Genomic DNA, 12,580 nt, shown 5'->3' on the forward strand with positions numbered 1-12,580 from the left:
CTGACGGCGCTCGCCGCCCGCGGCTTCGACAAGGCCGCGCTGGCGCGGCTTATGCCTGCGGCCGGCACCGGCGTCGCCACGCCGGGCGCGCTCGCCAAGCAATTCGCGGCCGAGACCGACGCGATTCTCGCCACCGCACCGGCGCCGGCGGCGCATGGCTTCCTCGACCGTTTGATGAAGGACGCGCAAGGCCTCGTCCGCATCCGCAAGATCGGCGAGACGAGCGGCGACAGCCTTGCCGCGCAGGTGACGCGCATCCAGAATGCGCTCGATGCCGGTTCGGTCGAGACCGCCTATCAGCAATGGACGGCGCTTCCCGCCGCCGCGAGAACCAAATCGCAGGCCTTCGGCACGGCGGCGAAAGCGCGGCTCGATACGATCGCCGCCGCGCGGGCGATCGAAGCCGAGACGCTGGCGAGCCTCGGCAAGGCGAAATCTTGAGCGCAGCGGGGAGTTGGCGCATGCTGGCCGCGCCGGCCGTAGGCTTTGGCGCCGGTGATCTTGTGCTAGCCTAGCCGGCCCGTAACACGAGTAGGTCGATGATCCGCGTTCTGATCTTTCTTCTATTGCTCGCCGCCGCGGCGCTGGGGATCTCGTGGCTCGTCAATCATCCGGGCGACATTTCGCTCAATTGGCAGGGCTATAATGTCCAAACGAGCGTCGCGGTCGCGGCGGGCCTCACCGCCGGCATCGCGCTTATTCTCGCGCTCGTCTTCGGCTTCTTGCTGTATTTGTGGAACGTGCCGGCGCGGCTGGCGCAGCGGGCCAAGCGGCGGCGCAAGGAAAAGGGCTATGCGGCGCTGTCGCGCGGCATGATCGCGGTCGGCGCCGGCGATGCGCATCTCGCCCGCAAATCGGCGACCGAGGCGAGCAAGCATCTCGATCAGGAGCCGCTGACCTTGCTGCTCGGCGCCCAAGCGGCGCAGCTTTCGGGCGACCGCGCCGCGGCCGAGACCGCCTTCAACAAATTGACCCTCGATCCGGCGACCAAGCTGCTGGGCCTGCGCGGCCTGCATATCGAGGCGCAGCGGCGCGGCGACCCGGCGGCGGCGCTGCATTTCGCCGAAGAGGCGCATAAGATCGCGCCGCTCTCCTGGTCCACCAAAGCCGTTCTCGACCATCGCGCCGCCGAAGGCCGCTGGGAGGCGGCGCTCGCCGTGCTCGAGCGCCAAATCGCCGCCAAATTGATCGACACGCCGACGGGCGAGCGCCAGCGCGCCGTGCTCGAAACCGCTTTGGCGCAGGAAAAGGAAGCCCAGGCCGAATGGGAACAGGCCTTGGTCCTCGCCCGCAAGGCGCTGAACCGGGCGCCCGACTTGATCCCCGCCAGCGTCGCCCTGGCGCGGATTCTCGCCCGCCGCGGCGAATTGCGCAAAGCCGCCAAGACCGTCGAGACGGCCTGGGAGCGCCAGCCGCATCCTGACCTTGCCGAAGTCTATCTCAACCTGCGCCCCGGCGATTCGAATGCCGACCGGCTCGCCAAGGCGCGCACGCTCGCCAAGATCAAGCCGGCCGATCCCGAAAGCCGCCTCCTCGTCGCCCGTGCGGCCTTGGCGGCGCGCGACTTCGCCGCCGCGCGCGAGGCCATGGCGCCGCTGATCGGCGAGGACCAGCGCCCGACGCAGCGCATGTGCCTCATCATGGCCGAGCTCGAAGACCGCGAGACGGGCGATGCCGGCAAGGTGCGCGAATGGCTCGCCCGCAGCGCCCGCGCGCCGCGCGATCCGGTCTGGATCGCCGACGGCATCATCGCCTCGCAATGGGCGCCGATCTCGCCGGCGACGGGCCGGCTCGACGCTTTCGTCTGGGAGAAGCCGGCCGACCGGCTCGGCGCGCCGATCGAGGCCGAGGATTCCTGGATCGCCCAGGCCGAGATCGCCCAAGCCGAGACCGCGCCGGCGCTCGCCGCGCCGGACATGTCCGCGCCGCCGCAGGCCGATAGCATGGCGCCGGCGGCAGCGGCCGAAATCCTGCCGCCGCCCAAGGCCGAGACGCCCGCCCATAATGGCGGGGCGGCCAAACAAAAGGTCATCTTCCCGCTGCCCGCGGCGCCCGACGATCCGGGCACGGCGGAAGAGGCGGACGAGACCGACGCCGCCGACCGCGTCGGCTTTCCATAATCGGCTTTCCATAAAGAGCGGCCGGCGCGGTTGCCAAATCGGCCGCAACCGGCATAAGAGAGGCGCCGGCCAATCCGCCCGGCACGCCGCAATAGCTCAGCTGGTAGAGCACCTCATTCGTAATGAGGGGGTCGGGGGTTCGAATCCCTCTTGCGGCACCAGTCGCCCTATCCGCGAAAAGTCCGAGGCGACCCTGATTTAGTTATAAATCAATCGCTTAGACGAAATCCTCATTTCGTCCTGATCCGTTTGCTGTATATTCATATCCAGCAAATCGTTGGTAGAAATGTTGGTACAGCGGACCGCTGCCAAATTGTACCAACAAACCGATATGCTGCCTCACGCCATTTTACGCGCGTTGAGGTCACGTCCGTTTACATTCTGTCCGTAGGGCTGTCGCCGACACATGCGGACGCATTTCTGCCCCAAGAAATCATATCCGGATGGGTATACCCTAGCGGACTTTCATTTCCCTCCTGATCTCCCAATTCGATTATATTTCACCCACCCCCCGCGGCTTCGATTTTTGGCCGCCGAGCAACTCTTTGCCGGTCAGCTGAGGGTGCCTCTCAAAATTTTACAAAATAATTCGGCCTACGTCAGTGAGCGGCGCGGGCCCGAATCTGACAAACCTCTGGATGGTTGCGTTTTGATTTCATAACTTGCTTCCGTGAAACAGAAATGCTATTTGGCTTTTGGCTCCCTGCGATTCGAGGTCGCCAATGGCTGCTACGGTTCACGTTCTCCACCCTCAATCTTCCGCTCTGGCGGGCTTTCTGCGAGTTGGGCACACCGGCCACAAGAAACTTCTCGACCTTCATGCAGCCGGTCGTTTTCCGTATCGCCGAGTCGTTTTTGACGCTGCGCACCTAGAGGAACAAATTGAACTGGTAAAAAGCTTACGCGCCAGCGGCTCCGAGATCGTGCTTGACCCGAATTTTGCTGAAATGGCCACGGTCGGTCGGTTTGGCTCGTCTTCGCTACAAAAGCTGCCATGGGCGAACTTGGATCGCCCCTGGAATCCGGCCGACTTCAGGGATCGTCGAAATCAGGATGCTCCCAAATCGATCGCCGATTTCGCTGTAAAAGCGGGCGTGGACGCGGTGCTCGCGCCGACGCACTTGCTGGAACACGTGAACGACGCTTGGTGGTCTGCTGATCTGCGTTTGTGTGAGGCGCTGCGGCGGGAACTCGACAACTGTGGCGGGTCGAATATCGCTATCGACTATCAGGTAATCACGACGAACACGCTCCTAAAGGATTCTGCCAATCGCGGCTCCATTGTCGCTGACCTTATGTCCATGCCCATAGAGAATGTCTGGATTCGAGCGTCGGGGTTTGGCGCTACGGCAACCGGAGCCGGCGCGCGTCATTTTGTGGAATCAGTCCGCGACCTCCACAGATTGGGGCGACCGTTGGTTGTCGATATGGCTGGTGGGTTTGCGGCTCTTGCTGCTGCAGCGTTCGGAGCGGTCGGCGGACTTAGTCACGGAACTGCACAGAAGGAAACCTTCACGGCGGCGGACTGGCGGGAACCGCCATCGGGTGGCGGAGGTAATGCCGCCCGGGCCTATGTGCATGAGCTGGATCGATATTTTAAGGAGGACCAACTGCAGGCAATCTTCAATACAAAAGGCGGAAAGTCACGCTTCGGCTGCAATGATACAAAGTGTTGTTCCCACGGAGCCGAGGACATGATCGAGAATAGCCATGTGCATTTCCTCACCCAACGTCACCGCCAGCTCGACGATTTGTCCGGAGTTCCGGAAGCGAGACGGGCTGAGCATTTCCTTCTGTATCACCTCGACCCGGCGATCCGATCGGCGCGCCATGCGGTTCGACTGAAGATCACCGACCAGAAGGTTCTGAAAGCCGTAAGCGACGCCAAGGTCCGACTGATTCGTCTCCGTGATGCCCTAGCGGCCTTGCATGAAAAAGCGGATGCCCCTACGCGCTCGCCCACAGTGAGATTTCGAGGGGGTGGCGCAAAGGCCGTGAGCGCGGTGCTGGGACAGTAGCCATGGGAAACGCAGTAGCGGCAATCATCGACGATCTAAAGGAACGGGGCGGGCTTAAGGGAACGGATGTCGCCAATATCGCGTCAGTATCGCCGGCGACCGTGTCCCGCTGGAGTTCTGGCGCGTCTTTTCCGCATCCCAAGACGCAACTTCTCATTTCAGATCTGCGGTATGTCGTTGATCGACTCGCTGAGCTTTACGATCCGGAAGAGACTCGCGTATGGCTGTACTCAAAGCATCGCCTGCTGAATGGTGAACGTGCCATCGATTTGATCCATGAGGGACGCGCTGATGAGGTCCTCACCATCATTGAGAGCCTCAATGAGGGATCTTACACTTAGTCATGGCAAGCTCGGGCCGGGTTCACGATCGCAGCATTTTGGATGCGCTGGAGCGGATGGATCCGGTCCCTTTCGAGTCGGCGGTCTGGCGCGTTACAAAGAAAGGTCGCGATCCGATCCGTGGCTCAGCTGCGAATGGGCGATGGAGCCCGGGCGCCACAGTTGAGGTTCTCTACACTAGCCTTGAACGAGAAGGCGCTCTTGCAGAAATCGGATTTAGGCTTTCACTCGAGCCTGTGTGGCCAAGTCGCTTAGAGTCCGAAATCCATGAAATTGGAATTCGAACGGCCCGAACTCTGCAGTTCATTGACGTTTCTGGCCTCGCGCCTTTCGGTGTGGATGTGTCCAGATACGAGTCTTTTGACTACACGGCAACGCAGGGTCTGGCCGCTGCTGCTCATTTCATGGAGTTCGACGGTCTCCTGATTCCAAGCGCGAGGCATAAATCACAAAATCTGGTCATATTCATGGATCGCGACGCCGCCACTTCACTAAAAACCATACGCACCGAAATCGTTGATTGGTCCCGGTGGCGAGCAGGTCGGTGATCCGTTTGCTTTTCGAGCTCTAATCGACATCGCCGGCCGGCACTATGGTGCTGACGACAGCAACCCCTCTGCTCGTCTCTTTATTTCGTCCGCTTTGCCTGCTTCTGTTGCTGAAAGAAGTCTCTTTACGTGGATGTTCTTAACGTTGCTTTCTCCGAGTTCGTATTTTTTCACAAGATTAGACCAGTTCTCCCGAGGCTTATCCCAACAGAGCTTACCTAGAATCAGCCGGTCCCGCGGAAGGCACTCGTTTAGAAAATAGTCCCACTGATTGTTAGACAGTCGATCGAGCAATGAATTTGCATCTGGCTGAGCTGCCCAAGAAACCCCATACGGATTGCCTAAGGCAATCGCGAATATTGCAGTCATGCAGTTCGCAAAAGCTGGCCATGGAATCGTGGTCCCTAAGCGCGCCAATGCTTGAATCGCGGCAGGCTCGTTATAAAAATTCTGAAATCCGCTGTGGGCGGTTAAAACGGCATTAGCGGCAGCGGTGAATGTGCTAGATCGTAAGCTTTCCGGAACATAGTCGAATCCTTTTACGGCGAGCAGAGCCGTTTTGATGCCCTTAGCGGCGGCTGATAATCCCGCCGAAACTACCTCGGCGTATGTCTGTCCAACCGACCATCGCTCTTGGCTCTTTAATGACTCCCAAAGTACCGGAATGATGACGGCCGAATTTCCCACCAGATGCTCGAATTGAGCACCTGACTTAGCTTTTATGCCTGAGAGGAGAACGCTGAGTGCTGTTCGCTTGAAAAAATATGGCGACTGCGCCAGCTGCACTATCTCGCCATCCAAAGCTTTGAAGGTTCGCTCCTCAAGCTGCGCTCTGAAGGTTACAAACGATAAAGACGGTTCCGACGAGGCTTTTCCTAGGACTGCCTGCACGCATGTTCGGAGGTAAAGCGTTGCTTCTTCTGCTGTGAAATCAACTTCGTCACTTTCTTCTGGCGATAAGTTATCGAAATGAGCGAGCATCTCGATTGCTTGCGATAGGCGTTTGGCATCCGTCGTGCTGATAATGCCTAGCTCTCGCCCCAGATTAATCGCTTCAAAGTCGGTTATCACCGAATTGGCCGACGAGTTCTCCGTGATATCTGGGCGAGCTAACATCTCTCCGATGAAGCCCATTCCCAACGCGCTAAGTTGCTTCTTAAGCGCGGAAAGGCTCTTTCTGAGGACAAAGCCGCTGACCATCTCATAGCTGCTGGCCTGGAACGCAGCGATGATGTGCTGGACATCCTTCTTATTTAACTGAGTGGCGTATGAAACGATCTCAGTAGCGGTCTTTGCGCTGGCCGGTACGACATCAGTTTGAGGCGCCTGCCAAACAGTAATTTCACTGTTCATCGAGAACTCCGCACTAAATTTTTAGCTTTGTCGTGCCGTCCTGCGAGCAAAAGAAAGCGGCTTTGAATTCGCTGCCTACCTTTTCGGAAAGCGCATTAAATGCTCTCGTTCGAGCACCGCCGGTCGTCCCCGGGGGCGGAGCCGGAGACTGGATAAATGCTCGATACCCCAACAACTTTCCTCCCTGTTCAAAGACAGTGATGCCGTCACTTGAGATAATGCCTTGTAACAGGTTGGAGGCGGCCTGGAGGGCTACTAGGGATCGGGGCGAGCAGTCCAGGCGGTGCTGCCGCAACCGATCGGCCAAATCAATGTACGGCTCAAGCCTGACCATGTCATTAAGCGAAGCCGGTATCTCTTGACCGGTGGCTGTGACCGCAATGAGTGCGCCATGTGAGTTTTGCAGAGCTTCGGACAGCACCCGCTTAACGAAGCCAGGTAAAGCTTCGCTGATCTCCTCAGGAGCTCCCGTAGCAATGCAGCGAGCAAGCTCGTCAACATCTGCATCACTGAAATCCGCTGATGAGTCTTCTCCGTTGAAATGAAAAGAGCGGGATCGCGACGAATTAGATCGTATCTCGACTTTATTCCGCCCAAGCTGTCTTAGTAAAAGGACCGGAAACTTTTCGTCTGGCGTTTCCAGTGCAGTTTCGATCATGCTGACTGCAGACGGGTCGGTGGAACTAATAAAGAGCCCATAGCTCACTTCCGAATCACCCGTCCGCTCGCAAAATATGGCCCAATTCCCGGTAGCTAACGGAGCAGCCTCCTTCAATATTTTGACACCGGCTTTTCCGTCGAGTGTGACGGACCCTAATTTCACGAACTCTCCGGTCCCAAGGCGCCTTACTAATTGTGTGATTGAATTACAGACAAATATGTCTGGCGATAGATGCTTTCCCTCTTCTTCATAATTCGCCAAAAGGGAGATGACGCTAACGATCAGATCTGCCGTCATCACACAGCTCAATCCGGCATGCCTGAGCGTATCGATTACCTCAGAGTGCAGGGGGTGCCGAAACGTAATTGACTTTCGGTCCATCAGAAACGGCGTTCTCCCTACTAGGGCAGCGGCAACGAAGCTGTCCAATAATTCAAAGACTAGCGAAGCCCCACCTTCCTATCTGGTGGGGTGTCAACTCGTTGCCGTGTTCCGAATAGCTTAACCGCGACCGATTTTGAAGCCAACGAATTCAATAAAGCTATTTGCCAATTCACTGGTGCCGCGGCCAAAATGAAGGAAGGTCTTTCCGTGCGGAATGCTCCTTCAACAACTGCAAGCGACTATCGCAACTCGAGGAATGGAACCGCAGGCCCGATAGAAATTGTTGGTACAAAAGTTGGTATATGTCTGCGTATTATTAAATTAGTATGTGTGAATTCAAGCCGATGTAGATTAGATATGACTCCCTCTTGCGCACCCTCCCCCCGCCATCCGTAACGGCCGCGTACGGCCGCTACGATATCGAGCGGTTGTTTAGTCCCGCCAAGTGGACTGGATCGGCGTGCTCTCGGCGAGGACGCGATTGAGGTTTGAGCCCTCGATCTTCGGCGAAGGCGCGCTGGCGGCGCTGCGCCAGCCGTAGGGCCGGGCCGGCTCATGCCGCGCATCGGCATACCAGCGATCCGCATTGGCCGGGGCCGGCGCTGCGAACGCGTAAGTCGCGCCGCGGCCGAGGATGGCGATGCGCACCGCGCCGGTGCCGCGCATGCCGATCGCGAAGGCGGCGCCGCGGGCGAGATCGAGGCTGCGGCCGCGCACGAACGGGCCGCGGTCATTGATGCGCACCACGACGCTGCGGCCGGTGCGGGGATTGGTCACCTGCAGGCGCGTGCCGAAGGGCAGGCTGCGATGCGCGGCGGTGAAGCCATTGGGATTGAAACGCTCCCCCGAGGCGGTCCGATAGCCGGACTGATAATAGGACGCGGTGATCAAAGACCCGCCGCTCAGACTCAAATGCTGACCGAAATGATGATGGAAATGATGGCGCGTGTGCGCCGAGGCAGTTTGGAAGGACAGCGCAAGAAGAGAAGCGACCAAAAGCGTTATTTTCGTTGCGTTCAACACGTCACCCTTTCTGGTGGTTACCGAAGGGTGCGTATTGATTGTTACAATGTGTTCATAAAAGGCAACCTATGCGGCAATAGTGAGGTACAAGCCTCGGCGGATTGGTCAAAGTGCCGCAGCAAATGTGTCATAAGCGCCGGATTGCGTTCAAATTTCCCGTCGCAGCGCGGCTATTGCTATTTCTACTTACGATATTTTAGGAACTTGCTTTTCCGGCTCGCCCAACGGCTCCGCTTAGACGATTCGGCGCCGCAGCTTTAGCCTCGTTTGTCTTGACGCCGGCCCGGCGTGACCTAGCTCAGCGAGCGTTCGACTCGCACTCGACTCGCGCCGCCCGCCGCTCATCCGGCGACGCCCGGCGCCAAGCTTTGGAGAGATATGATGGCTCAGGATGCGCTGAAGGGATTGAAGGTCGCCATTCTCGCGACGGACGGGTTCGAGCAAGCCGAATTGCAGGAGCCGCGCAAGGCGCTCGACGCCGCCGGCGCGACCACCACGCTTGTCTCGCCGAAAGCGGGCGCCTTGCGCGGCTGGCAGGTCAAGGATTGGGGCGACACGGCGCAGGTCGACCTGACGCTCGATGCGGCGAAGCCCGACGACTACGACGCGCTGCTTCTGCCGGGCGGCGTGCTCAACCCGGATTCGCTGCGGATGGCGCCGAAGGCCGTCGCCTTCGTCAAAGCCTTCTTCGAGGCGAACAAGCCGGTCGCGGCGATCTGCCATGGACCCTGGATGGTAATCGAGGCGGGCGGGGCGCGCGGCCGGCGGATGACCTCCTGGCCCTCGCTCAAGACCGATCTGCGCAATGCCGGGGCCGATTGGGTCGACGAAGAAGCGGTCGTCGACCGCAATCTTCTGACGAGCCGCCGGCCGGACGACATCCCCGCCTTCAACCGCGAGATGCTCGGCCTCTTCGGCCGCGCCGCGGCCCGGCACGCCGCCTAACAGGCACCGGCGCACCGGAACCTTGGCTTCATCGCAGCGTTGGCAGCCTGAAAAGGAGTGGCTGCCATGCTGAAATGGGCTCTGATCTTTCTGTTGATCGCGATCGTCGCCGGTCTCCTCGGCTTCAGCAATATTTCCGCCGGCGCGGCGACGATTGCGAAAATCCTGTTCGTTCTCGCGCTCGTCATTTTCGTCGCCTTTGTCGCCGTGGCCTTCATGGTCGGCAAAGCGGTGTTCTGATCGGCGAGAAGCCCGCCATCGCGCGGCCGAGTGCCGCGTTCACAACAATGTGCGGCTTCCCTTTCGCTCGAACCGATATTGCTCTCTTGGGCCGCCGGCAAAGCGGCCCGTTGCAATATGAGTGGAGCATAAGTCTGATGAAAAAGCTGGTCATTTCCGTTCTGTTCGCCGCCGTCACCGTGACTCCGGCGTTTGCCGCCGAAACCTTTTCCTTGGTCAAAGATACAGTCGGAAATTGTGCCGCTGTCGTCACCGCGCCGAACGGCTGGTCGGGCCTGAAGGCCGTCAGCGACAAGACCTATTCGTCCTGGTCCGACGCCGACAAGGCGCTGAACGACGTCAAGGCTTGCACGACCTTCGTCCGCTAAACCGCGCGCGACAAGAAAAGGCCCCGTCGGCTTGCCGGCGGGGCCTTTGCTTTGCTGCTGACGCAGCTCACCCGTGATGCGCCGAGACGGCCCGCAAGACGTCGCCCGACAGATCCCGCTTCACCTTATGCGAGATGTCGCCCAGGCTCAGCATGCCGACCATCGTCTTATGGCCATCGGTGACCGGAAGCCGGCGGATCTTTTTCGATTCCATCACGGTGACCGCGGCTTCGATATCGTCGTCGGCGCCGCAGCAGACGACATTCGATGTCATCACGTCCTGCGCCGTCAGCCGGCTCACATCCTCGGCGCGAGTGAAGGCACGGCAGGCGATGTCGCGATCGGTCACGATCCCGACCAAATGACCGTCCTCGCGCACGGCCAGCGCGCCGATGTCGTCATCGCGCATCCGTTTCGCAATGTCCGCAAGCGAGGTGCGCGGCTCGACGCAAATTGCGCCCTTATGCATGACGTCTTTCACTTTCATGTTGTCCTCCAATGGTGAAAGAAGGCCGATCGGCCCTCCGGCTTACGAGGTTCGTGGACTTGGCCGTGCGCAAAAAGCGGGGCGCTTCACCGCGGCTGCGCGTCGCGGCGCCGGCGCGCTGGCGAAGCCTCCGGCAAGCAGGCCAAAGCGCGCGCTGCCAAGAGCGCCGGAAGCAACAGCACCAAGCTGAACATGACGATATCGGACAGCATTTCTGGATCCCTTTAAGGACCGCCGCGATCTGATGCTGATTTAGGCCCGCGCGAGAGGGTCTTCTTTGAGATGAATCAATCCGCTGATTTTTCGATGGCGCGCCTCAAAGCGCGGCCGTGACGCCGTTGAACCGCGCGAGGCCGCCGCGGACGCAGAATCAGCGCGACCGCTCCGTCACCGCAATCCGATCGATACGAGCGCTTTTCGGTTCGGCGCGTTGCGGCCGCCGCACGCGCGATGATACTTTCGCCGCGGCGCTTGAGCCCGGCAAAGGAAGATCGCCCATGAGCCTCGATATGTTTGTCTCCGCGTTTTCGGAAGATGGCGAGAATGACTTTCCGCGCAGCATCGTCGAGCAGGCCTTCGCGCCCTTTGTCGAGGACGTGAAGGATACCTACTGGCGTTTGAATCTTAGAAGCGGCGAACAAACGTTCATCGATATGGACGTCGAAGCGGGTGAAATGATCGACGGATTTTCGATCAACCGCCCGCCGAGTTACGAGGGTTTCCCGGAGTTCTGGGAGGCGCTTTATAATGTCCTTCGGCAAACGCGCGCCTTCTGTGTCCTGGCCGGCGTGCGGGAAGATCCGAATTGCTGCGCGGCCAACCCTGACGTCATCAACGAGGTGCCGGAGCCGCTTCAGGACGTTGCCGCAGCGCGCGGCGGCGCCCGCCTCGTCTCTTCCGCCGCCGAGCTCGAAGCGGCGCTGTTCGATTGATCGGGCCGCGGGGCGCGCGTTAAGCACTGTTTAGCAACGTCCAAGGTTTCCGTTGCCTGGGCCGGGCCTTTCATGCAATCGTCAGAGATTAAAAAACGCAATGGAGGAAACTGCATGAAGATGTTGGTTACAGTCGCCTTTTTGGCGGCCGTCGTCGCAACGCCAAGCCTCGCCGCCAGCAAATATAGTCTGGTGAAAGATACGGTCGGCAATTGTTCCGCCGCCGTCTCCTCGCCGCGCGGCTATCCCGGCATGAAGGTCATGAGCATGAAGAAATATCCGTCGATGGAAGCGGCCAACAAGGCGCTCGACGGACTGAAGGGCTGCGCCGGGCTGGTGCGCTGAACTTTAGACGGCGGCGCAGATTGGACCGGCCGGAAACGGCGGGCCATCTCGCCGTCGTTTTATATTTGTGCATTTGGCGGGCCGGGACCCCATACAAATAAAAACTGAGCTCGCATGCCAGTCCCCATCACGCGCCGTCTCGCCTTGGTGGCGCCGCTGCTGGTGTCGCCGGCGTCCCGCGCCTGGGCCGACAGCGGCATTGAGGCACGGTTGCGGGCGCTCGAATCGCGGAGCGGCGGCCGGCTCGGAGTCGCAATCCTCGATACCGCGACCGACCGGCTGGTCGGCAACCGAATCGACGAGCGTTTTGCCATGTGCAGCACGTGCAAAGCGCTCGCCGTGGGTTTCGTACTGGCACGGGTTGATCACGGCGAGGAGCAGCTCGACCGGCGTATCATCTTCACCGAGCGCGAGCTGGTGTCGCCCTTCACGGCAACGAGCCCGCATGTCGGCCCCGACGGCATGACGATCGCAGCGCTTTGCGAAGCGGCGATCATGGTCAGCGACAGCACCGCCGCCAATCTGCTGTTCGCGAGCTTCGGCGGTGCGCGGGCGCTGACGCACTATCTGCGATCGCTCGGCGATTCTGTGACCCGGCTCGACCGCACGGAGCCGGCTCTGAACATCGTCAAGCCCGGCGAGATCCGCGACACCACGTCTCCCGCCGCGATGGCACGGACGCTGCGCCTTTTGCTGCTCGGCGATGTCCTATCGGACACCTCGCGCGCCCTTCTGACGCGATGGATGATCGGCGCGAAGGATGCCGCGACGCGCCGCCTCCGCGTTGGCCTTCCGGCAAGCTGGCGGATCGCGAA

13 protein-coding genes, 1 tRNA gene and 2 pseudogenes are annotated in these 12,580 nt (G+C 60.0%); 12 read left to right on the forward strand and 4 right to left on the reverse strand.

All coding sequences use genetic code 11. The annotated features are described in order from the left end of the window. From Q0025_RS13935 to Q0025_RS14950, 6 genes and pseudogenes are all read left to right on the forward strand, one after another. Window positions 1-441: pseudogene (locus tag Q0025_RS13935) on the forward strand (hypothetical protein); the annotation flags it as partial. A 98-nt stretch (window positions 442-539) separates the two neighbouring features. Then, window positions 540-2,120, forward strand: coding sequence for a heme biosynthesis HemY N-terminal domain-containing protein (locus Q0025_RS13940; protein WP_297300159.1), 1,581 nt, complete (start codon window positions 540-542; stop codon window positions 2,118-2,120). A gap of 85 nt (window positions 2,121-2,205) precedes the next feature. After that, a tRNA-Thr gene (locus Q0025_RS13945) sits at window positions 2,206-2,281 on the forward strand. 561 nt (window positions 2,282-2,842) lie between these two features. After that, entirely contained in the window at window positions 2,843-4,138 is a 1,296-nt protein-coding gene (locus tag Q0025_RS13950; protein ID WP_297300161.1) for a hypothetical protein, read from the forward strand. A 2-nt stretch (window positions 4,139-4,140) separates the two neighbouring features. Beyond that, the gene (locus Q0025_RS13955) at window positions 4,141-4,479 is read left to right on the forward strand and encodes an antitoxin Xre/MbcA/ParS toxin-binding domain-containing protein (protein WP_297300163.1); all 339 of its coding nucleotides are present in this window, start codon (window positions 4,141-4,143) and stop codon (window positions 4,477-4,479) included. 56 nt (window positions 4,480-4,535) lie between these two features. Next, window positions 4,536-5,027: an RES family NAD+ phosphorylase gene (locus Q0025_RS14950; RefSeq protein WP_366939477.1), complete on the forward strand. Its 492-nt coding sequence runs from the start codon at window positions 4,536-4,538 to the stop codon at window positions 5,025-5,027. A gap of 42 nt (window positions 5,028-5,069) precedes the next feature. On the opposite strand, the gene Q0025_RS13960 is transcribed toward Q0025_RS14950, so the two are convergent. The 3 genes and pseudogenes from Q0025_RS13960 to Q0025_RS13970 form a co-directional block, all read right to left on the reverse strand. Continuing rightward, window positions 5,070-6,380: a hypothetical protein gene (locus tag Q0025_RS13960; protein ID WP_297300164.1), complete on the reverse strand. Its 1,311-nt coding sequence runs from the start codon at window positions 6,378-6,380 to the stop codon at window positions 5,070-5,072. Window positions 6,381-6,393: 13 nt separating this feature from the next. Beyond that, window positions 6,394-7,338, reverse strand: coding sequence for a hypothetical protein (locus Q0025_RS13965; RefSeq protein WP_297300166.1), 945 nt, complete (start codon window positions 7,336-7,338; stop codon window positions 6,394-6,396). A gap of 717 nt (window positions 7,339-8,055) precedes the next feature. Then, window positions 8,056-8,337, reverse strand: a pseudogene (locus Q0025_RS13970) (septal ring lytic transglycosylase RlpA family protein); the annotation flags it as partial. A 492-nt stretch (window positions 8,338-8,829) separates the two neighbouring features. On the opposite strand from Q0025_RS13970, the gene Q0025_RS13975 reads away from it, so the two are divergent. The 3 genes from Q0025_RS13975 (at window position 8,830) to Q0025_RS13985 (ending at window position 10,001) form a co-directional block, all read left to right on the forward strand. Continuing rightward, window positions 8,830-9,393 (forward strand): type 1 glutamine amidotransferase domain-containing protein, encoded by a 564-nt coding sequence (locus tag Q0025_RS13975; protein WP_297300170.1) that lies wholly within the window; start codon window positions 8,830-8,832, stop codon window positions 9,391-9,393. A gap of 66 nt (window positions 9,394-9,459) precedes the next feature. Then, window positions 9,460-9,633, forward strand: a complete 174-nt coding sequence (locus Q0025_RS13980; RefSeq protein WP_297300173.1) for a DUF1328 domain-containing protein — start codon at window positions 9,460-9,462, stop codon at window positions 9,631-9,633. 137 nt (window positions 9,634-9,770) lie between these two features. Then, window positions 9,771-10,001, forward strand: a complete 231-nt coding sequence (locus Q0025_RS13985; protein ID WP_297300175.1) for an alpha-amylase domain-containing protein — start codon at window positions 9,771-9,773, stop codon at window positions 9,999-10,001. A gap of 67 nt (window positions 10,002-10,068) precedes the next feature. Here Q0025_RS13985 and Q0025_RS13990 read toward each other — a convergent pair whose 3' ends face one another. Beyond that, on the reverse strand, window positions 10,069-10,488 hold the full coding sequence (locus Q0025_RS13990) for a CBS domain-containing protein (RefSeq protein ID WP_297300177.1): 420 nt from the start codon (window positions 10,486-10,488) through the stop codon (window positions 10,069-10,071). Between the two features lie 497 nt (window positions 10,489-10,985). Between Q0025_RS13990 and Q0025_RS13995 the strand changes: the two genes are divergently transcribed. From Q0025_RS13995 to bla, 3 genes are all read left to right on the forward strand, one after another. Beyond that, on the forward strand, window positions 10,986-11,420 hold the full coding sequence (locus Q0025_RS13995; RefSeq protein ID WP_297300179.1) for a hypothetical protein: 435 nt from the start codon (window positions 10,986-10,988) through the stop codon (window positions 11,418-11,420). Window positions 11,421-11,534: 114 nt separating this feature from the next. After that, window positions 11,535-11,765: a hypothetical protein gene (locus tag Q0025_RS14000; protein ID WP_297300181.1), complete on the forward strand. Its 231-nt coding sequence runs from the start codon at window positions 11,535-11,537 to the stop codon at window positions 11,763-11,765. 114 nt (window positions 11,766-11,879) lie between these two features. Continuing rightward, window positions 11,880-12,580, forward strand: a 701-nt coding sequence (bla, locus tag Q0025_RS14005; RefSeq protein ID WP_297300183.1) for a class A beta-lactamase, incomplete at its 3' end; no start/stop codon positions are given.

Origin of the sequence: uncultured Methylovirgula sp. (assembly GCF_947646745.1) — a bacterium.
Classification (GTDB): Bacteria; Pseudomonadota; Alphaproteobacteria; order Rhizobiales; family Beijerinckiaceae; genus Methylovirgula.

Coding starts and splice junctions, on each gene's coding strand:
- Q0025_RS13940 (WP_297300159.1), top strand. CDS start 540: ATGATCCGCGTTCTGATCTTTCTTCTATTGCTCGCCGCCGCGGCGCTG.
- Q0025_RS13950 (WP_297300161.1), top strand. CDS start 2,843: ATGGCTGCTACGGTTCACGTTCTCCACCCTCAATCTTCCGCTCTGGCG.
- Q0025_RS13955 (WP_297300163.1), top strand. CDS start 4,141: ATGGGAAACGCAGTAGCGGCAATCATCGACGATCTAAAGGAACGGGGC.
- Q0025_RS14950 (WP_366939477.1), top strand. CDS start 4,536: ATGGATCCGGTCCCTTTCGAGTCGGCGGTCTGGCGCGTTACAAAGAAA.
- Q0025_RS13960 (WP_297300164.1), bottom strand. CDS start 6,380: ATGAACAGTGAAATTACTGTTTGGCAGGCGCCTCAAACTGATGTCGTA.
- Q0025_RS13965 (WP_297300166.1), bottom strand. CDS start 7,338: ATGACGGCAGATCTGATCGTTAGCGTCATCTCCCTTTTGGCGAATTAT.
- Q0025_RS13975 (WP_297300170.1), top strand. CDS start 8,830: ATGGCTCAGGATGCGCTGAAGGGATTGAAGGTCGCCATTCTCGCGACG.
- Q0025_RS13980 (WP_297300173.1), top strand. CDS start 9,460: ATGCTGAAATGGGCTCTGATCTTTCTGTTGATCGCGATCGTCGCCGGT.
- Q0025_RS13985 (WP_297300175.1), top strand. CDS start 9,771: ATGAAAAAGCTGGTCATTTCCGTTCTGTTCGCCGCCGTCACCGTGACT.
- Q0025_RS13990 (WP_297300177.1), bottom strand. CDS start 10,488: ATGAAAGTGAAAGACGTCATGCATAAGGGCGCAATTTGCGTCGAGCCG.
- Q0025_RS13995 (WP_297300179.1), top strand. CDS start 10,986: ATGAGCCTCGATATGTTTGTCTCCGCGTTTTCGGAAGATGGCGAGAAT.
- Q0025_RS14000 (WP_297300181.1), top strand. CDS start 11,535: ATGAAGATGTTGGTTACAGTCGCCTTTTTGGCGGCCGTCGTCGCAACG.